This is a genomic window from Methermicoccus shengliensis DSM 18856, assembly GCF_000711905.1.
Classification (GTDB): domain Archaea; phylum Halobacteriota; class Methanosarcinia; order DSM-18856; family Methermicoccaceae; genus Methermicoccus; species Methermicoccus shengliensis.
Window position 1 is genome coordinate 17,632 of record NZ_JONQ01000013.1, and the last position, 17,612, is coordinate 35,243.

Genomic DNA, 17,612 nt, shown 5'->3' on the forward strand with positions numbered 1-17,612 from the left:
GATGGGGCATGCCCGTGGTCTCGGAGAGGTGCGTGGGGTGTGGTGAGTGTGCGGCATTCTGTCCAGTGCATGCAATAAGGGTGTGCGGCAGAGCCGTGGTGGGGAAGGGATGCACACAATGTGGGCTGTGTGTGCGGTACTGTCCTGTGCAGGCGATACGGGTGGAGGGATAACTTGAGGGCGGTGGTCATCGGGGCTGGGCTTGGCGGGCTGCTCACGGCAGCCGGACTCGCGAGGGAGGGGGTGGACGTGCACGTGCTCGAGAGGCTTCCGAGGGTTGGGGGGAGGTTTGCCAACCTTCCCTACATGGGATACACTCTGTCCACTGGGGCGCTACACATGGTGCCCCACGGGGCGACGGGCCCTCTTGGAATGCTTTTGCGCCGGCTTGGGGTGCCCACGGAGATGGTGTATGAGGATCCACCCGCCCTTCTTCGGCTGGAGGATGGCACACACATTCCATTTGTGGACTTTGCAAAGCGTCTTAGCACTGTGAACAGGGTGAAGCTTGGCATACTCTCGCTGCTCGCAATGCTGAGACCACCATCACAGCGCACCTTCAGAGAGTGGTTTTATCCCCGCATACGGGACGATTACCTGCTCAGGGTATCTGACAGCTTTTGCGGATGGGCGCTCTCCCTTGGGTGTGATGAGGTGTCGGCAGCAGAGATGGTCGCAGTGCTTCAGAATATACGGAGGTTTGGCATGCCCGCCCTCGTCAGGGGTGGGTGCGGTGCTATAATCGATGGGCTGGTGGAGGTCATAGAAGAAGAGGGAGGAAGGGTGAGCAAGGGGGTGGAGGTGAAGGAGATACTCGTGGAGGATGGGAGGGTCGTGGGGTGTGCAAGCCCTGATGGTACCCACAACGCAGATATTGTGGTGAGCAATGCAGGGCCCACCCACACCCTCTCCATGCTGAGCTGTGCCGTTCCTCAGTGGTATGCAAAGCAGGTGGAAAGGTGCACCCCATCGAGTGGAATCAAGCTCTCATTCGCCTCACGAGAGCCCCTGCTTGGCCATCATGCCATCGTGTTCACACCATATGCGAAAAGGGTGTGTGGTGTTGTGGAGGTGTCCCATGCCGACCCCTCGCTGGCGCCAGAGGGGATGCATCTTTTGATGAGTCATCAGCGCGTGCTCTCCTCGGATGTAAGGTCTGAGATTAGGCTTGGGGTGCAGGATGTGAGGCAGATGTTTCCCCATGCGAGACCAAGGCTGCTCATGGCACAGAGCTACAGCGATGGGTGGCCCGTCAACCGCTGCCGCTCAGGGCTCGACGTCTCTCCCTTCACTCCATTCGATGGGCTGTACCTCGTGGGCGATGGTGTGAAAGGAAGGGGTGGGATAGAGGTGGACGGCATAGCGATGGGTGTTGAGCAGGTGCTCTCTCACGTGCTTAAGACGTGAGCGAACATTTTTATTCTCATCTCTCACATAACTCATGGGTGCTCGATACATCAACGCACCCTGAAAGCATCAGAGATGATCTGGATGAGAAAGATGGCAGAAGAGATCCAGTCTGTTTTTAAAGAGGCGGGAGTGGACATAGATATAGGCGAAATCGAGGAGCGACTGAAGCTGCTCATAGAGAAGTTTCACGTTCCAGAGCAGGAAGCAAAAAGAAGCGTGGTGAACTACTTTCTCAAGGAGCACAAGATACCACGAACGCAGCTCATGAGTGCCGAAACCCAGACTCTCGAGCACATAAAGGACATCGACGCTCCGGGAAGATGGGTGAACGTCAAGGGAAAGGTGGTGCAGCTGTGGGATAACAAGAGCGAGGCGGTATCACAGGTCGGGCTCATAGGAGACTCCTCCGGGGTGGTCAGGTTCGTCAAGTGGACGAGTGCGGGCCTTCCCGATGTGAGGCTGGATGGTGTGTACCTGTTCAAGAATGTGGTCACCGATGTGTGGCAGGGACAGTACAGCATAAAACTCAACAAAAACTCCGAAATAATCCCCCTCGATGAAGACATAGAGGTGGCATCCCAGCAGAACACCATGGTGGGCGCAATTGTGGCAGTGCAGCAGGGCTCTGGACTCATCAAGCGATGTCCAGAGTGCAAGAGGGCGCTGATAAAGAACACGTGCAACGAGCATGGAAAGGTGGAGGGGGTATACGACCTTAGAATCAAGGCGGTACTCGACGATGGCGTGCGCACACAGGACGTGCTGTTCAACAGGGAGCTGACAGAAATCACCACGGGCATCACTCTCGAGGATGCAAAGGAGATGGCAAAGAGGGAATTTGATATGGAGGTCGTGAAGGGCGAGATTGCCAAGAGGGTGCTCGGCAGGTACTTCAAGGTCAGGGGAAACGTCGTGGGTCAGTACCTGCTCGTCGATGAGGTGGAGCCCCTTCCTCCGATAGAGGGTGAGGAAATAGAGGATGTGAGGGCGAGGGCAATGCAGCTGATGGAGGCGAGATGATGGCAATGGGCATCATGAGGGAGGTCTCGAGAAGGGTGTTTGCACAGGAGTTCAACGAGTCCGACCTCTCATATAAGAGGGGGGATGACAAATACTCGCCCAACTATGTGCTCACCCCCACAGGTGCCGAGGTCAACAGGCTGTTCATAGTGGGCGTGCTCACGGAGAAGGAGGACATTGGTGTTGAGGTGGAGTACTGGAGGGGGAGGGTGGTGGATCCCACTGGCGTGTTCTCGATATACGCAGGGCAGTATCAGCCAGAGGCAATGCACTCGCTGGCCGAGATAGAGCCGCCCACCTTCATAGCTGTGGTGGGCAAGGTGAGCACGTACACTGCCGAGGGAGGGGATACGAGAACGTCCATCAGGCCAGAGTTCATATCAGAGGTGGATGAGGACGTTAGAAACAGATGGGTGCTGGAAACTGCGGTGCAAACGCTGGACAGGCTCGAGGCGATAAGAGAGCGCTCCACAGAGACGGCCCAGCGGGCACTCGAGCACTATCACACCGATGTGGTGTATTATGCCAAGGTGGTGTACGATGCCCTCTCCACCCTTTCGGCCATAGAGCCATCCGAAAAAGAGGTGCCTCCCGCGGTAGAAGAGACAAAGGAAGAGCAGTTCAGCGAGTTTGGAGGAGAAATCGAGGAAGGCGAGTATGACCTGTTCGACCTCGAATTCGATGAGGCCGATGAGCTGGACATCTGAAGCGATGGAGATTTATAGTATGAAGTAGTGGAGAGTTGATTACTCTGTAATCAACTGCTGCTTACACAGTAAGCAGCACACCCAGAAACGAGGAGTGTCCATGAAGAGCTATCTCTTGGTGTGGTTTTCGAGCGATGGTGGAAACCCCTCTGAGGTCACGAGAACACTCGTATCTCTCGGCTTCAAGCCGCTTACGGGCAACTATGACTATGTGTACGATTGGGGCGAATCAAACGTCAGTGTGGATGATGTGCTCTCCCTTGCCGACAAGGTGAAGAGCAGTCTGCAGGGGATGGGAGTGCTGTTCAAGATAGAGACCGTGGACATGAACTACGACACCTACTGATTGCGGGGGTCAAGGGTGTGCACTGTTGCCTCCTGCATGCACATCTCCACGAGTTCCTGTAGGCCTATTTTTCGCTCGGCCTCAGTGACCTCATCTGGCTTCACACTCACTCTCGGGTGGGCTGGCACGGCCGTGCATCCCCCGACAGGCTCAGTGGATATGGAGTAGGTGCCTATCTGCCTGGCGAGTGCTATGCTCTCGGTCTTGTCCATTGCTATGAGGGGATGGTATATGGGAACTCCCATCCCATGTACCTCGGCTGTCATGTTCATCGCAGTCTGAGATGCCACCTGGCCAAGGGAGCTTCCCGTGATGATGCCAAGTGCTCCCTCTCTCCTCATTACGCATGCCGCTATTCTGTACATCATTCGCTTACAGAGCACGCATGTCATTCCCGGCGGAAGCGTTTTTTTAATCTGCTCCATTATGCGCCCCACTGGTACCTCGTACACCCGTATGGGGTGGCCCACACACCACTCAGAAAGCCGTCTGAGGGTATCCATGGCTCTCTCTTTTGTTCTCACGTCTGCATAGGGAGAGAGGTCGATGTAGAGCCCCACGAGCTCACATCCCCTTTTCATCATGAGCCAGCACGCCACTGGCGAGTCTATGCCCCCTGAGACCAGCCCCACCATTTTTCCTTGCGTGCCAATGGGAAGCCCACCCACACCCCTTGCGATGTGGGTGTACACATAGGCTGCCCCCTGTCTTACCTCCACGAACACCTCAACGTCTGGACTATTGAGGTCAACGTGTACCCCCTTCACCCTCTCGCGCACGGCATCGCCACACACCACTGCCACCTCCTGAGATGTGAAGGGGTGCTCACCAGCTCGCCTTGCTCTGATGGCAAAGCTATCTCCCTCTTTGAGATGCTCGGCAGCCACGCTCGCTGCCACTTCTGCCACCTCGTCGAGCACTGGAGCGCATCGTGCCGCAGGGCTCGCAGAGACCACACCAAACACGTTGGCAGCCTCTGCCGCCGCCCTCTCGTCCTTGGTGATTATGAACAGCCTTCCCCACTCGCGCACAATGCGCTCATAGGGTATGCCAAGATGCGTGAGCCTCGCCTCGATATTGCGCACCAGTGTGCGCTCATATCTGCTCCTTGCCCGCTGGCGCTTGATGCCCACCTCCCCATACCTCACAATGACCACATCGCAGCGCATGATGAAACCTTCAGCACCTCTACATATAGGGTTGGTGCTCACGCCAATATGTGCCCAATCCAAAGTTTAAATAGTATTAAGAGAGAATCTTCATTGAGGGTGTGATGAGGGATGAGCATGAGCAGTGGTCATTTGAAACTTACAGGCGCAGCCATCCTATTCTTGGCATTAATCGTGGGCATACCGTATCTCAGCGGTCTGCTAATAGATTACGAGTGGTTTCGCTCCCTCGGGTATGCACAGGTGTTCTTCGTGAGGCTGTATGCAAAGGCGCTGCTCTTCTTAGCATCCTTTGCCCTTTCCTTGGGAGTGATGTACGCCTTCTGGGTGCTCTCGAGGAAAAGGGTGCTTGCCACCACAAAGTGGGCAAATCCCGCAATCGAAGGGCTCTTTGGATTTCCAGAGGAGGGCGTTGCGGAGGTCAAGGTGGTGCTGGAGAGGATGAAGCCCCTCCTGCTGGGGGGTGCGCTCTTGCTCTCCTTCCTGTTCGCCCTTTCCATGATGGGCAACTGGGACACAGTGCTCAGGTTTTTATATCAGGAGCCCTTCGGGGTGAGCGACCCCATATTCAATCATGACCTTTCACTCTACGTCTTCACATTTCCCTTCCTGAGTATAGTCTTCAACTTTGTCCTCATGCTGCTTTTTTTCTCCCTTCTGGGCTCGGCCCTCGTGCTGCTCATCACGAACAGGCGGCTGATTTTGGATGCCTCCATGGTCCCCTCATTCTTCAAGGTGGGCTATTTCCTTTTCATGGTGGTGCTGGCGTTCAGGGTGTATCTTGCCAGATACGACATACTGTACAGCTCCACAGGAGTGGTGTATGGGGCAGGGTTTGTGGATGTGCACGTGAACCAGTACATTCCCGTGCTAATCTCCTTGGTGCTGGTGGTCAGCGGCATAGCAGTGCTGTGGTACAGGGCACCAGGGGGTGAGGAGGGGGGCTTTACCCATAAGGGCACCCTCTCGATAGTGGGCATCACGGTGGCTGTGATTTTGGGAATACTCATAGTGGGCGGCGTGGTGTCTGGGATAGTGCAGGCGTATCAGGTGTCTCCCAATGAGCTCACGCTGGAGGAGCAGTACATAGAGCACAACATAGAGATGACCAACGAGGCATATGGGCTCACCCACATAGTGGAGCAGCAGTACAACGTCTCAGACACCCTCACCCCAGAGAGCATAAGCTCGCCCTCGATACGCAATGCGAGGCTGTGGGATTACCGTCCCCTCACAGCCGTGTACCGACAAAAGCAGGCAATACGCACATACTATGGATTCAACTCGCTCGATGTGGACAGGTACTACGTGAATGGCAAATATACACAGGTGTGGATTGGGGCAAGGGAGATGTACACCTCCCAGATAGGCACAGCCACGTGGCTCAACCGCCACCTCATATTCACTCATGGGTTTGGTGTGGTGATGTCGCCCGTGACCGAAGTGGCCCCAGAGGGTGGGCCCGTGTTCTACATCAAGGACATCCCTCCGGTGAGCACCATGGGGCTCAATGTGAGCCAGCCCAGAATTTACTATGGGGAGGTTACCAACGACTACATCATCACCAACACCCTGAGGGAGGAGTTCGACTATCCGCTCGGCGACTCCAATGTTCAGACCACATATAAGGGAACGGGTGGCATACAGCTTAGCGGGCTGAATAGGCTCGCAGCCACCATCTATCTTGGCCAGCTCAAGCTGCTCACATCCAACTACATCACCGATGGCTCAAGGCTTCACATCAGGAGAAACGTGATAGAGCGCACCCAGCACATCGCTCCATATCTCTACACCGACCCCAACCCCCACGTGTTTTTGGATGACGAGGGCAGGGTGAAGTGGATGGTGCACATGTTCGTGCACTCCGACCGCTACCCATACTCAGAGCCCTCTGGGGGCTTCAACTACATCAGGGACAGCGTGAAGGCGATAGTGGACGCCTATAATGGCACTGTGGAGTTTTACGTGATGAACGAGGACCCAATCCTCAAGACGTACATGAGGATATATCCCGGGGTGTTCAGGCCGTACGCCGAGATGCCCGCCTCATACAGGGCCCATCTGCGGTACTCTGAGGAGCTGTTCCGTGTCCAGCTCAACGTGTACAGAATATATCACATGAAGGACCCCGTGGTGTTCTACAACAAGGAAGACAGGTGGCAGATACCCAAGGAGAAGTATGAGCAGAATGTGATGGAGGTGGAGCCATACAACCTGATACTTCAGCTACCGGGCTACAAGTCCGTGGACTTTGTTCTCATGATGCCCTTCACGCCCGTGAATAAGGACAACATGATTGCGTGGATGGCAGTGAATCAGGACCCGCCCAGGTACGGGCAGCTCATTCTCTACAAGTTCTCGAAGGACAGGCTGATCTACGGACCGTTTCAGGTGGAGGCAAGGATAGACCAAGATGAGGAGATATCCAAGAGCATAACACTGTGGGGGCAGGTGGGCTCCAGCGTGATAAGGGGCAACCTGCTGGTGATACCCATCAATGGCACCATTATATACATAGAGCCCCTCTATATAGCTGCTGAGCAGGGAAGCCTGCCAGAGCTGAAGAAGGTCATCGCGGTATATGGAGACCGGGTGGCGTTCGAGGATACCCTCGAGGAGGCTGTGAAGGCGGCAATCGGGGCTGAAAACGTCACCGTCGCTCCACGGGAGAGCGGCAAGCCCACCCTCGACCAGCTGCTCGCAGAGCTCATCGCGGCATACGATGTTGCCAGAGAGAAGCTGGAGAGGGGGGACCTCGAGGGGTATGCAGTGGCGATGAAGAACGTGGACTCCCTGCTGAGCGAGATAGAGGGGAGTTTAAAGACCACGGGGAAGTAGATGCAGTCAGTCAGAGAGAGGCTCGAGCGGTGGCTTGGCGAGGAGGGGCTGGGGGTGGTGGTGCACGATGACCCAAAGCTCGAGCTCAGCATGGGCATCGTCCACATGAGCGGTGTGCAGTTCACAATCGTTCAGGAGAAGGGGAGACCAGATAAGATAACGCTCTACCTCTCGATGGCTTTTTACAAAAGCCAGCAAAACAGCGCATTAAGGGGGATGGCACAGCCATCCCCTCATAATCCACTCACGTCGGCTTTTTACAAAAGCCGGCAAAATAGCGCATTAAGGGGTGTGGCTTAGCCACACCCCATTAATCCACTCACGTGCCAGCTTCGGTAAGCTGTTGAGCATGCCCCAGCATATGTATCAGTTGTTTGAGGAGGGGGGAACAGAGCCCGTGGGAACCCTGAGGATGGAGCTGTGCTCGAGATTTCCAGAGTGTGTGTACATGTCAGATTTGAAGGAGGGGGGAAACGTGAGGTTTGCGGTGGGATACGAGCTGTATGAGGATGGTCTCACGAAGACAGAGTTCATGAGGTGCTTTACGAGGCTGCTCAACATGGCGGTGTTCATCCACGAGTACGCTGCCACCAAGCTCAGTGGTGAGGGGAGAGAAGCCCCCTCATCCAGGGGGTATGTGTAGCGTCTATTCGACGCCCTTTCCCCTCATCCCAAGAGTGCTCCTGATGTCCTGGATGGCGCTGAACATCTCTCTCCTGTAATCACGCGTGGAGTGCACGGGGTACTCCACAGAAAGCCATATCTCGTTTTCCCTTCCCCTGACCGCCTGTATGCTGGAGAGCAGGTCATCGCCACTGAGACGGTACACCGTATCCTCGCCCGTGGGGGCGATCCACCCTGCCTTGAGCACCAGACGGGAGACGAGGGCGCCCCAGTCTATGGGCTCTGGAAGGTGCAGGGAGTAATGCATGTACACCACGTCTCCCAGCCTCTTCTCCTCGAGCATGGTGAGAAATGCCTTGTACTCGTCCTCAGAGACCAGCACGTGCTGCGCGCCAGACAGCCTCCTTGCCACATCCTCAAAGAAGGGAGCGAGGTTTATCGCACTCGTTGGACTCGTTGCCAGCGAGATGCCCACGAACGAGAGCATGCTCACACCGAGTGAGAGCAGCACCCCATGCTCCACGAGCAGGGGGTTTATGCTTTCAAGCGGTATCCCCATGAGAGCTTCGAGCAGCAGCAGCGCCACCTGCGTGCTACCACCCAGCACCATTGCAAAGAATCCACCCCATTTTGTGGCGCGCTTCCAGTATATACCACCGAGCAGGGGGAAGAACACAGAGGCAGAGCCGATTACCGTACCCATCACGATGGCGTCGAATATACTGTCCACAAAGAGCGAGATTATGGCAGCACACGCCACTATGCCCACCACGACTATGCGGTTTATCATCTGCATCCTCGACATGGGGGCATCTGGGTGCATGAATCGCTGGTACACGTCCCTCGAGATGCACGATGCTCCAGAGGTGGCAAAGGTGTCTGTGCACGACATGGCTGCTGCTGCAAACCCGAGGGCGAACAGAGGGAGCAACCATGGGGGTGTGCTGGTGAGGATGAACTGCAGGTAGAGCCTCTCACTCTCTGGCTCGCTCGCTGGCACGGGATACAGCATCCTGAATGCCATGGCGGTGATGAACAGGCTCATGAACACCAGCCCCATGAGGAGCGCGCCAAAAAGCATTCCCCTTCTTGCTTCCTTCACATCTCTCGCAGCCCATACCTTCTGCCATGTGTCCTGCTCTGTAATCCACCCGGGCAGCAGGGCGATGAGCATTATGATGATGGCACTCACACTGCCAAGCGAGAGGGGATTCCACCATTTCTCTTCAATGGTTGCCATTGGGATGGGGTGGGGAGCCACATTCCACGCAAACAGGGCGACCACGAGGGCAAGAAGTGCGAGTAGAACGAACTGGATGGCATCAGTCCATACCACTGCTCTAAAGCCGCCGAGGGACGTGTATATCGCAACGCCCACCGCCATTAGGAGGACTGCATATACCTCGGGCACGCCATAGAACACTGAGAGCACGTATGAGAAGCCCTTGAAGTCGGCGACTGCAAACATCACCATCATCATGGCTATAAAGACGGCAATGGGAGCTCTGAGCAGGGGGGAGTAGCGCATCTCCAGCAGCTCTGGCTGGGTGATGGTGGGAAGGCGCTTGATGCGTCCGGTGAGAAGGGCAATCACGATGAGGGCGAGCACATTGGGCACCACGAAGAGCCACATCGAGCCCACGCCGCGTATCACAAACAGCCCAGTGACGAACAGCATCGCCCCAGCGGTGAGCCATGAGGCCGCTGCAGAAAAGCCCACGTTGAGCCAGCCGACCTGCCTGCCCGCTATCCAGAAATCCACCATGTCCCTCTGTCTTCTCACAAAGTGCAGCCCTATGGCCACGAGCAGCAGGATGTAGGCAGCAAATCCCATCAGAAACAGGTGATAACCATTCATTGTACACACACCCTTTGCGCTTTTTGTGGACTGTAATCGTTGTATTGAGCACACATCCTACCGATTAACTTATACCTTTCGCATTTTTGTTTATAATTACCTCACCCCTGGGTGGCAACGCCAACGATGAAACCTAAGGGGGGGGGTACGCTCTCCGACACCCGAGGACTTGAAAAATTGAAAAATTATTTAAGTGATGGCACATTGGCTTGAGTATCTACGCTGGGATGTCGATGAGTGGCTTTGTGGATGCCTTTCGAGCCGGCTTTGGGGTGCTCTCCACAATTCCCGTCAGGTGCTCTGATGCAGATGTGGATGCTCTATCCAAGCGCATGTTTGTGTTTGTGCCCGTGGGAGTTGTGCTCGGGGCGCTCATTGGATGTGCTGGCGCAGTGGCACATCTTCTTCCAGAGGCAGCCACGCCCCTCATGCCCCTTGCCGTGATGTACGCCATATATTTTTTGTGTGGCCTCAACCACCTCGACGGGCTCTCTGACCTTGGAGATGGGATGACTGCCCATGGGGCAAGGGAAAAGAAGGTGAGTGCCATGAAGGATACCTCCATTGGCGTGGGTGGGATGGGATACGTGGTGATGTATCTTATCGCCCTGTATGCCGTGCTGCTCACACTTGTGGAGAGTGTGAGTCCATTGGTGCTTGCAGCTGCCCTCACGGTGTCAGAGGTGTGTGCCAAGCACACCATGGTGGGCGTGGCGGCCATGGGCACGCCACTGCACGAGGGGCTCGGCTCGGTGTTCGTAAGGCACACGGGATATTCCAGTCTTCTGACATCTCTCGTGCTCAGCGTGCTCATTGGAGCCCTCATCGCGGGCATGGTGGGCATCATTGCAGTGCTTGCAGCCACGTTGACCTCGGTGATGGTGGTGCACAGGGCAAGTGCCCACTTTGGGGGGGTGAGTGGTGATGTGCTCGGGGCATCCAACGAGCTTGGAAGGCTTGCGGCACTGCTGTGCATGGGCGTTGGCGCAGCGGTGGGAGGTGGTGCATGGAGGCTCTTGTGATGGCTGGGGGGCTTGGAACCCGCCTGAGGATGGGAGAAAAGCCGATACTCGTGGTGTGCGGCAAGCCCCTCGTGCAGAGGGTGCTCGATGCCGTGGTGGCGAGCACACACATCCACAGGGTGGTGGTGGCGACATCCCCCAACGTGCCCAACACCAAGCGGTGGATAGAGGAGCACTACCCAGAGGTGCACGTCTTGGCTGCGGAAGGTAGAGGCTACATCACCGATATGCGGCACACAGTCAGAAGGGCGAACATGAGGGGACCGTTCTTCATGACCATGGGAGACCTTCCCCTCATGAACACCGAGCTCGTGGACCTCGTGATAGGCAAATACATGGAGTGCGGCAGCCGAGCCCTCTCGGTGCACGTTCCGCTTGAGCTGTGCAGGAGGCTTGGCATATATCCCGACACGGTGTTCAACTACAATGGGCAGCTAATCGTGCCCAGCGGCATCAACATACTCGATGCGGATTACATCGAGGAGGAGCAGGAGGACTTTCACTTCATCGTGGAGAGGGAGGACGCTGCCATGAACATCAATCGTCCAGAGGATGTTGTGATAGCTGAGAGGTTGCTGAGGGAAAGGGGTGAGAGGTGCTGAGCCATGTTTGAGATGCCATCAGAGGACGACATAAAAGCTGGGAGGACCACCGATGTGTACTTTATCAGGACCGAGAGAGTTCTCGAGGAGAAGGGGGTAAACCCCTCCGTGGTTGCCGAGGTGACATCCTCGTCCACGAACCTGAACGTGTTTGCTGGACTTCACGATGCCCTCAAGCTTCTCGAGGGGCTGCCCATCGACGTGTATGCCATGCGGGAGGGCACAATATTCTATCCAAGGGAGCCCGTGCTGTACATCGTGGGAAGATACCTCTCCTTCGCGCGCTATGAGAACCCATTGCTGGGGTTCTTGTGCCATGCGAGCGGCATTGCCTCGAGGGCGGCGAGTATCAAGCTGGCTGCCGGGGATAAGCCCGTGATCTCGTTTGGAACGAGGAGGGTGCATCCCGCCCTTGCCCACGTGGTGGAGCGCAGTGCATGGATTGGGGGCATGGATGGTGTGAGCAACGTGAGTGCTGCACAGGCTCTCGGCATTCCAGCGAGCGGCACGATGCCCCACTCCCTCATCATATGCTTTGGGGATCAGGTGGCGGCATGGAGGGCATTCGATGAGGTGCTGGAGGAGGACGTGCCAAGGGTGTGTCTGTGCGATACGTACTGGGACGAGAAGCTGGAGAGCATCATGGCGGCACAGACACTTGGGGATAGGCTGAGCGCTGTGAGGCTGGACACCACCTCGTCCAGAAGAGGAAACATCCGTAGGATAGTGGAGGAGGTGAGGTATGAGCTCGACATCAGGGGCTTTTCACATGTGGGCATATTCGTCAGCGGAAGCATGGACGAACACTCGGTGGCAGAGCTTGCCGACATTGTGGACGGCTTTGGGGTGGGCACCAGCGTGTCTGCAGCACCTCCCATAGACTTCGCCCTCGACATCGTGGAAAAAGAGGGTGTGCCGTGTGCCAAGCGGGGTAAATGGGGTGGAAGAAAGCAGGTGTGGAGGAACTGGGATACGCTTGAGGGGCGGATTACGCCCTTTGGAGCACACGTGGATGGAATGGAGCCAGTGCTCGAAAAGGTGATGGAGGATGGCAGGATACTCATCCAGAGCAACCATCACGATGCGAGAGAGCACCTGCTCTCACAGCTCGAGGTGCTCCGCGGGAGGGAGTAACTCACTCCTCCTCGATGTCTATCCTCTTGATTTCCCTCCTCTCCTCACTCAGCTGCTTGGCGGCCATTGCCCTAAGTGCCAGCAGCATCTCCCTCTTGGCGTTCTTGAGATGTCTTGCCGCCTCTGGGCTGTACACCGTGTTTATAAGCCAGCACAGTGGGCACAGCTGCCAGCATTCTGTCCTTTCTTTCTCCATTTCATCCCTCCACAAACGTTATATCGAGTATTCCATCCTTGAGGGTGCTCTTTGTGGCACGTCTGCCCGCCAGCGTGGTCGGAAGGGCGATTATTCGCTTGTATGTACCCACGACCACCACGAGCTCTTCGCCCCTCTGAAAGAGCTCCACCCTCTCCTTGGTGACAAAGGGGAGGTGCATTCTCAGCGTGTACGTCCCATCGGATGAGGATACTGTAAACTGGGGCTCGGTGTGCAGCACCCCCGTGGGGTCCACATCGCCGTACAGCTCTCCTGCCAGCCTTTTCAGCATCTCGATGCCCACCATCTCCCTCTCAAACAGCTTGACCTTGAAGATGGGAAGGGGCGAAAACGACTCCTCTATCAGCCTTAGATACTCCTGCTGCAGCCTCACCCATTTGGAAAAGTACCCCTCTCTTGCCTCCTCTGGGGGAATCACCCTGTTCACTATGGCGGCATCCACCGTGAGCCCGTAGAGGGAGAGGTATGAGTAGAACCTGTGGGTCTCCTTGATCACCATCTTCTCTGGATTGAGCACGAACCTGATGGTGGTCCTCGAGGGGTCCTTGAGGATGCTGGCAAACGCCCTCACCTGCTCATACACGTCCTCGAGCGAGTCGAACACACTGTCCTCTGGAAGCGGTATGCCTACATGCTTGGTCACTGGCCTTAGCACCTTTGCTGCCTTGCGCTCTATGTCGAACAGGTGCTCCATATACCACTCAATCACATCTGGGAACGTCAGAAACTGCAGCGTTCCTGCCGTTGGGGCACAGTCCACGAGCACCACATCGAACCTTCCACTCTCATCGAACTCCTTTAACCGCATGAGGCTGAAGAGCTCCTCCATCCCCGGGAACAGTATGAACTCCTCTGCCTCCATTCCCTCCACGCCCTGGGCCCTGAGGAACGTCATGAAGTAGTCCTGAATCGCACCCCAGTTTTTCTTCAGCTCCTCGATGGGGTTGACCTCCATTGCCCACAGGTTCTCCGTTATCTTGGTGGGCTCGTCGTGCAGCTCCACATCGAAGGAGTCTGAGAGGCTGTGGGCGGTGTCGGTGGACACGACCACCGTTCGTTTGCCAAGCTCTGCGCACCGTATTCCAGTGGCAGCGCACACGGTGGTCTTGCCCACTCCTCCCTTGCCAGTGTACAGTATCGTCCTCATGTCACTCACTCGAGTATTCTCACCTCAATATGTGGGGCGCGCTGCTTGAGCTGTAGCGCAAAGCTATGGGCGTCCTGCTCGAGACCTGAGAGGTAGTTGTAGTGCATGGGAATGACCACCTTGGGGCTGATTTTGCACGCAGCCTCCACAGCCTCCGTGGGGCTCATGGTGTATGTGCCCCCTATGGGCAGAAGGGCGACATCTGCCCTCACATTTTCCATCTCGGGAACGAGGTCGGTATCGCCAGCGTGGTAGATGCGCACACCACCCATCTCTATGATGAAGCCCACACCGAGCCCTCTTGGATGAAAGGGCTTGCCGATGTTGTATGCTGGCACTGCCTCCACCCTCACGCCATCGACATCAATGACATCACCGTCCTTCACCCTGCGGCACTGAATGCCAACAAGGGAGCTTGCACACCCCCTCGTTGTAATCACCACGCCGTCCTCCCTGAGGATGCGCATGATGTTGTCGCGAGGGCAGTGGTCGTAGTGCTCGTGGGTGGCGAGCACGATGTCGGCCATGGGGGGCTCATCATCCAACACGTATGGGTCGATGTACATTACCTTCCCGACACCGCTCAGCCTGAAGGAGGCATGACCAAGCCATGTGATCTCTATGTTCTCATAGGTAGTGCTGGACATGCTTACTACTCTCGGGGATGAGGATAAAAACCCTTTGAAAGGTGGGTGCAAAGCCCTATATACTGCTTTTTGAAATCCAGCATCAATGCCAGCAGAGTTCGAGATTGCAGGTCATCTGGAGGTTAGGGATGGGCATCTTCACATTGGGGATGTGGATTGTGTGGAGCTCGCAGAGCGCTTTGGCACCCCCCTGTATGTGAGTAATGAGCAGCGTATAAGGCAGAACATCCGCACCATACAGAGGGCATTTCCAGAGGCACATTTGCTGTATGCTGTAAAGGCCAACGGCAACCTTGCCATCTTGCGGATTGTGGCTCAGGAGGGGATGGGGGCAGACGTGTTTTCGGCAGGGGAGCTGTATCTGGCGCTGCTCGCCCGCATCCCGAGGGAGAAAATACTGTTCAATGGCAACTCCAAGAGCGACCATGACCTGTTGGCAGCGGTGGAGAGCGGTGTGATGGTCTCCGTGGACTCGGAGATGGAGGCAGAGCGCCTCTCCAGCATAGCACACGAGCATGGCAGCGAGGTCAGGATTGCGTTTCGTGTGAATCCCGACATCTCCCCCATGACCCATCCCAACATTGCCACTGGCCTCAGAAGCTCCAAGTTTGGCATACCCCATGAGCACGTGAGAAGGGCATACGAGCTTGCCCAGTCCCTTCCTGGCATCGTTCCCGTGGGCATCCACTGTCACATAGGCTCGCAGATACTGTCCACCGAGCCCTTTGCTGAGGCTGTGCGGAGGATGATGACCCTCGTGGAGCAGGTGGGTGAGCTGGGAATCGAGCTCGAGTTCGTGGACATCGGTTCTGGACTTGGCATTCCATATGACAAGCGGGTACCTGCCCCCTCACCATCTGACCTCGCACGTGCCGTGCTCCCCATCTTTAGGGAGGAGTGCGAGCGTCTTGGCATCTCGCCCACCCTGTGCCTTGAGCCAGGAAGATATGTGGTGGCAGACTCCACAGTGCTGCTTGTGCGTGTGAACACTATAAAGCATGCCCATGCCAGCTTCGTGGCCGTGGATGCGGGCTTCAACCTGCTGGTGAGGCCCGTTATGTACGATGCATATCATCACGTGGTGGTGGCCAACAAGGCGGACGCACCAGCAGCACAAAAGTACACAATCGTGGGACCGATATGTGAAAGCGGCGATATACTGGCAAAGGACAGGTGGCTGCCCGCCATCGAGAGAGGGGACGTGCTCGCAGTGCTGGATACCGGAGCATACGGTTTTTCGATGAGCTCTCAGTACAACGGACGTCCGAGATGCGCGGAGGTCCTCGTGAGCAATGGCAGGGCTGAGCTGATACGAAGGGCGGAGGGTGTGGACGATCTGCTCGCAAACCAGCTCCTGCCAGAGCGGCTGTTGTAGGATGTGGCATGTGGCAGCTCACACCATCACTGCATGGGGGTTTTCAGATGGTTGCCGCTGATTATGAGGAGATCAGAAAGACGTGGAGGCACTACAACAGGCTCGCTTTCCTGTATGACCTGGACGATGTGCTGTGGCTGGGTATAAAGCAGTACTACCGCAAGCGCCTCCTCTCCCTCACTGGACTTGGAAGAGACGCGAGGGTGCTCGATATCAGCACGGGAACGGGGAGAAACGCCAAGCTGCTCTCAAGGTACGTGGAGGATGGCTGTGTGGTGGGGCTTGATGTGTCCAGAGCAACCCTTCGTATCAACGCCATGAGAAACAGGGGGCAGCACAGGCTCTCCTTAGTGCAGGGCATGGCCCAGAGGATGCCCTTTGCCGATGGGGCGTTCGATGCCGTGTTCTGCACATATGGAATGGACACAGTGGACGCACCGGAGGTGGTGCTCGCCGAGGCATTGAGGGTGCTCAAGGTCGGGGGGACGATGAGCTTCGTGCATCTTAAGCGAACGAAGAGATACCTCGACCCCATGGGACTGTTTAGCAGGTTCTACTCGTGGGCATGGAGGGCGAGGGGAGCCGACCTGCTGCCCCACATACTGGAGAGGGGATGCGAGGTGCTGTTCTACAGGGATTTTCAGATAGCAGAGGCGGTGGTGGCAAGGAAGACAGCACAGCCTCCCAAAGCAGCTAATAAGCGCAATCTTTAAATACAATGACCACCCACAAACAAATAAGTTTTATTTAACACAAAAAAATTTTCTAAAGCCATGGGACACCGCCGACCCTTGGCGGTTTTCCCCTCCTCCTACTCCTTACTCCTAAAACCTCTTCCCCCTCACCCTTCCGATATCAAAGGATGCGGTCTTGGCTATGTGCATCACTGCAAACGTTCCAGCCTGTATGGGGTCAGTGACCACGAGGTCTGCGTGCTCGGGAACGCTCCCAGCCATGTTGAGGGCTATCACGGGTATTCCCTCTTCCTTGAGCTTCTCCACCTCCTCGGTAATCTTACCACCCATGAGAGAGCCAGCGAGCACGAGCACCTGAGCCCTGTGAAGCCGCGAGACTGCTCCCACGGCGTCTGCAATTGCCTCCTCTCCCACGAGCGGGATGGTGTCCACACTGATTCTTTCACCCCTTATGTTGTGCCTGTCTGCCTCGGTCACTGCTCCCAGTGCAACCTGCGCCACGAGTGCCCCCCCTCCTATGATGATGACTCTGCCGCCATATATCTGCTCGAGAGGAGCGTGTAGTGATACCTCCTCTATGGTGGGCAGTCTTTTTAGCTCCTCCACCAGCTGCTCTGGATGGGCTATTCCCTCGACTTCCATATAGATGTCGGCCTTTCCCCTGTGCTTGCCCCTGTCGATGATGAACTGCTGGGTATAGGTGATGTTTCCACCATGCTCGAATATGGCAGACGTGATGTTTCTGAGCAGACCCTTTTCATCACGGCTCAGTATGTTGATTGCCATCCTATCTACCATCTT

Annotated in this window: 19 protein-coding genes; 13 read left to right on the top strand and 6 right to left on the bottom strand. The window is 56.2% G+C overall.

Translation table 11 applies throughout. The features are described 5' to 3' along the window. Window positions 1–8: 8 nt before the first annotated feature. From BP07_RS05340 to BP07_RS05360, 5 genes are all read left to right on the top strand, one after another. Complete coding sequence (locus BP07_RS05340) at window positions 9–173, top strand: 4Fe-4S binding protein (RefSeq protein WP_042686671.1); 165 nt, start codon at window positions 9–11, stop codon at window positions 171–173. Window positions 174–183: 10 nt separating this feature from the next. After that, window positions 184–1,407 (top strand): phytoene desaturase family protein, encoded by a 1,224-nt coding sequence (locus BP07_RS05345; protein ID WP_245597061.1) that lies wholly within the window; start codon window positions 184–186, stop codon window positions 1,405–1,407. A 93-nt stretch (window positions 1,408–1,500) separates the two neighbouring features. Beyond that, the gene (locus BP07_RS05350) at window positions 1,501–2,430 is read left to right on the top strand and encodes a replication factor A (protein WP_169736249.1); all 930 of its coding nucleotides are present in this window, start codon (window positions 1,501–1,503) and stop codon (window positions 2,428–2,430) included. Further along, window positions 2,427–3,137 (top strand): RPA family protein, encoded by a 711-nt coding sequence (locus BP07_RS05355; protein WP_338045902.1) that lies wholly within the window; start codon window positions 2,427–2,429, stop codon window positions 3,135–3,137. The genes BP07_RS05350 and BP07_RS05355 overlap by 4 nt, the downstream gene beginning before the upstream one ends. A gap of 100 nt (window positions 3,138–3,237) precedes the next feature. After that, window positions 3,238–3,483 carry a hypothetical protein gene (locus tag BP07_RS05360; protein WP_042686677.1) on the top strand — a complete coding sequence of 82 codons (246 nt, stop codon included), beginning with the start codon at window positions 3,238–3,240 and terminating at the stop codon, window positions 3,481–3,483. Here the strand turns inward: BP07_RS05360 and thiI are convergent. Continuing rightward, window positions 3,477–4,652, bottom strand: a complete 1,176-nt coding sequence (gene thiI / locus BP07_RS05365; protein WP_042686679.1) for a tRNA uracil 4-sulfurtransferase ThiI — start codon at window positions 4,650–4,652, stop codon at window positions 3,477–3,479. The two genes, BP07_RS05360 and thiI, sit on opposite strands and share 7 nt — an antisense overlap. A 111-nt stretch (window positions 4,653–4,763) precedes the next feature. Between thiI and BP07_RS05370 the strand changes: the two genes are divergently transcribed. The 3 genes from BP07_RS05370 to BP07_RS05380 all read left to right on the top strand — a co-directional run bounded on the left by BP07_RS05370 (window position 4,764) and on the right by BP07_RS05380 (window position 8,133). After that, window positions 4,764–7,490: a UPF0182 family membrane protein gene (locus BP07_RS05370; protein WP_052353274.1), complete on the top strand. Its 2,727-nt coding sequence runs from the start codon at window positions 4,764–4,766 to the stop codon at window positions 7,488–7,490. Further along, window positions 7,491–7,790 carry a type III secretion system chaperone family protein gene (locus BP07_RS05375; RefSeq protein ID WP_042686681.1) on the top strand — a complete coding sequence of 100 codons (300 nt, stop codon included), beginning with the start codon at window positions 7,491–7,493 and terminating at the stop codon, window positions 7,788–7,790. A 70-nt stretch (window positions 7,791–7,860) separates the two neighbouring features. Continuing rightward, window positions 7,861–8,133 carry a type III secretion system chaperone family protein gene (locus BP07_RS05380; RefSeq protein WP_169736250.1) on the top strand — a complete coding sequence of 91 codons (273 nt, stop codon included), beginning with the start codon at window positions 7,861–7,863 and terminating at the stop codon, window positions 8,131–8,133. 3 nt (window positions 8,134–8,136) lie between these two features. On the opposite strand, the gene BP07_RS05385 is transcribed toward BP07_RS05380, so the two are convergent. Further along, window positions 8,137–9,972: a sodium:solute symporter family protein gene (locus tag BP07_RS05385; RefSeq protein WP_042686684.1), complete on the bottom strand. Its 1,836-nt coding sequence runs from the start codon at window positions 9,970–9,972 to the stop codon at window positions 8,137–8,139. Window positions 9,973–10,181: 209 nt separating this feature from the next. On the opposite strand from BP07_RS05385, the gene cobS reads away from it, so the two are divergent. From cobS to BP07_RS05400, 3 genes are read left to right on the top strand one after another with little or no spacing between them, the layout of a single operon-like run. Further along, complete coding sequence (cobS, locus tag BP07_RS05390; protein ID WP_157203102.1) at window positions 10,182–10,994, top strand: adenosylcobinamide-GDP ribazoletransferase; 813 nt, start codon at window positions 10,182–10,184, stop codon at window positions 10,992–10,994. After that, window positions 10,979–11,596 carry an NTP transferase domain-containing protein gene (locus tag BP07_RS05395; RefSeq protein ID WP_042686687.1) on the top strand — a complete coding sequence of 206 codons (618 nt, stop codon included), beginning with the start codon at window positions 10,979–10,981 and terminating at the stop codon, window positions 11,594–11,596. The genes cobS and BP07_RS05395 overlap by 16 nt, the downstream gene beginning before the upstream one ends. A gap of 3 nt (window positions 11,597–11,599) precedes the next feature. After that, on the top strand, window positions 11,600–12,730 hold the full coding sequence (locus BP07_RS05400) for a nicotinate phosphoribosyltransferase (RefSeq protein ID WP_042686689.1): 1,131 nt from the start codon (window positions 11,600–11,602) through the stop codon (window positions 12,728–12,730). A 1-nt stretch (window position 12,731) separates the two neighbouring features. Here BP07_RS05400 and BP07_RS05405 read toward each other — a convergent pair whose 3' ends face one another. The 3 genes from BP07_RS05405 to BP07_RS05415 are packed head-to-tail and all read right to left on the bottom strand — an operon-like array spanning window position 12,732 to window position 14,741. After that, entirely contained in the window at window positions 12,732–12,926 is a 195-nt protein-coding gene (locus tag BP07_RS05405) for a hypothetical protein (protein ID WP_042686691.1), read from the bottom strand. 1 nt (window position 12,927) lies between these two features. After that, window positions 12,928–14,094 (bottom strand): ArsA family ATPase, encoded by a 1,167-nt coding sequence (locus BP07_RS05410; RefSeq protein ID WP_042686693.1) that lies wholly within the window; start codon window positions 14,092–14,094, stop codon window positions 12,928–12,930. 5 nt (window positions 14,095–14,099) lie between these two features. Then, a complete protein-coding gene (locus BP07_RS05415) occupies window positions 14,100–14,741 on the bottom strand; it encodes an MBL fold metallo-hydrolase (RefSeq protein ID WP_042686695.1) in 642 nt (213 codons plus the stop codon). Between the two features lie 85 nt (window positions 14,742–14,826). On the opposite strand from BP07_RS05415, the gene lysA reads away from it, so the two are divergent. Together lysA and BP07_RS08395 are read left to right on the top strand one after the other, a co-directional pair. Further along, window positions 14,827–16,116, top strand: coding sequence for a diaminopimelate decarboxylase (lysA, locus tag BP07_RS05420; protein WP_042686697.1), 1,290 nt, complete (start codon window positions 14,827–14,829; stop codon window positions 16,114–16,116). Window positions 16,117–16,163: 47 nt separating this feature from the next. Continuing rightward, window positions 16,164–16,829, top strand: a complete 666-nt coding sequence (locus BP07_RS08395) for a methyltransferase domain-containing protein (protein WP_169736251.1) — start codon at window positions 16,164–16,166, stop codon at window positions 16,827–16,829. A gap of 111 nt (window positions 16,830–16,940) precedes the next feature. On the opposite strand, the gene BP07_RS05430 is transcribed toward BP07_RS08395, so the two are convergent. After that, entirely contained in the window at window positions 16,941–17,609 is a 669-nt protein-coding gene (locus BP07_RS05430; protein ID WP_042686699.1) for a DUF5612 domain-containing protein, read from the bottom strand. Window positions 17,610–17,612 lie beyond the last annotated feature (3 nt).

Coding starts and splice junctions, on each gene's coding strand:
- BP07_RS05400 (WP_042686689.1), top strand. CDS start 11,600: ATGTTTGAGATGCCATCAGAGGACGACATAAAAGCTGGGAGGACCACC.
- lysA (WP_042686697.1), top strand. CDS start 14,827: ATGCCAGCAGAGTTCGAGATTGCAGGTCATCTGGAGGTTAGGGATGGG.
- BP07_RS05370 (WP_052353274.1), top strand. CDS start 4,764: ATGAGCATGAGCAGTGGTCATTTGAAACTTACAGGCGCAGCCATCCTA.
- BP07_RS05415 (WP_042686695.1), bottom strand. CDS start 14,741: ATGTCCAGCACTACCTATGAGAACATAGAGATCACATGGCTTGGTCAT.
- BP07_RS05430 (WP_042686699.1), bottom strand. CDS start 17,609: ATGGTAGATAGGATGGCAATCAACATACTGAGCCGTGATGAAAAGGGT.
- BP07_RS05405 (WP_042686691.1), bottom strand. CDS start 12,926: ATGGAGAAAGAAAGGACAGAATGCTGGCAGCTGTGCCCACTGTGCTGG.
- BP07_RS05395 (WP_042686687.1), top strand. CDS start 10,979: ATGGAGGCTCTTGTGATGGCTGGGGGGCTTGGAACCCGCCTGAGGATG.
- BP07_RS05385 (WP_042686684.1), bottom strand. CDS start 9,972: ATGAATGGTTATCACCTGTTTCTGATGGGATTTGCTGCCTACATCCTG.
- BP07_RS05350 (WP_169736249.1), top strand. CDS start 1,501: ATGGCAGAAGAGATCCAGTCTGTTTTTAAAGAGGCGGGAGTGGACATA.
- BP07_RS05340 (WP_042686671.1), top strand. CDS start 9: ATGCCCGTGGTCTCGGAGAGGTGCGTGGGGTGTGGTGAGTGTGCGGCA.
- BP07_RS05410 (WP_042686693.1), bottom strand. CDS start 14,094: ATGAGGACGATACTGTACACTGGCAAGGGAGGAGTGGGCAAGACCACC.
- BP07_RS05375 (WP_042686681.1), top strand. CDS start 7,491: ATGCAGTCAGTCAGAGAGAGGCTCGAGCGGTGGCTTGGCGAGGAGGGG.
- BP07_RS05360 (WP_042686677.1), top strand. CDS start 3,238: ATGAAGAGCTATCTCTTGGTGTGGTTTTCGAGCGATGGTGGAAACCCC.
- BP07_RS05355 (WP_338045902.1), top strand. CDS start 2,427: ATGATGGCAATGGGCATCATGAGGGAGGTCTCGAGAAGGGTGTTTGCA.
- BP07_RS08395 (WP_169736251.1), top strand. CDS start 16,164: ATGGTTGCCGCTGATTATGAGGAGATCAGAAAGACGTGGAGGCACTAC.
- thiI (WP_042686679.1), bottom strand. CDS start 4,652: ATGCGCTGCGATGTGGTCATTGTGAGGTATGGGGAGGTGGGCATCAAG.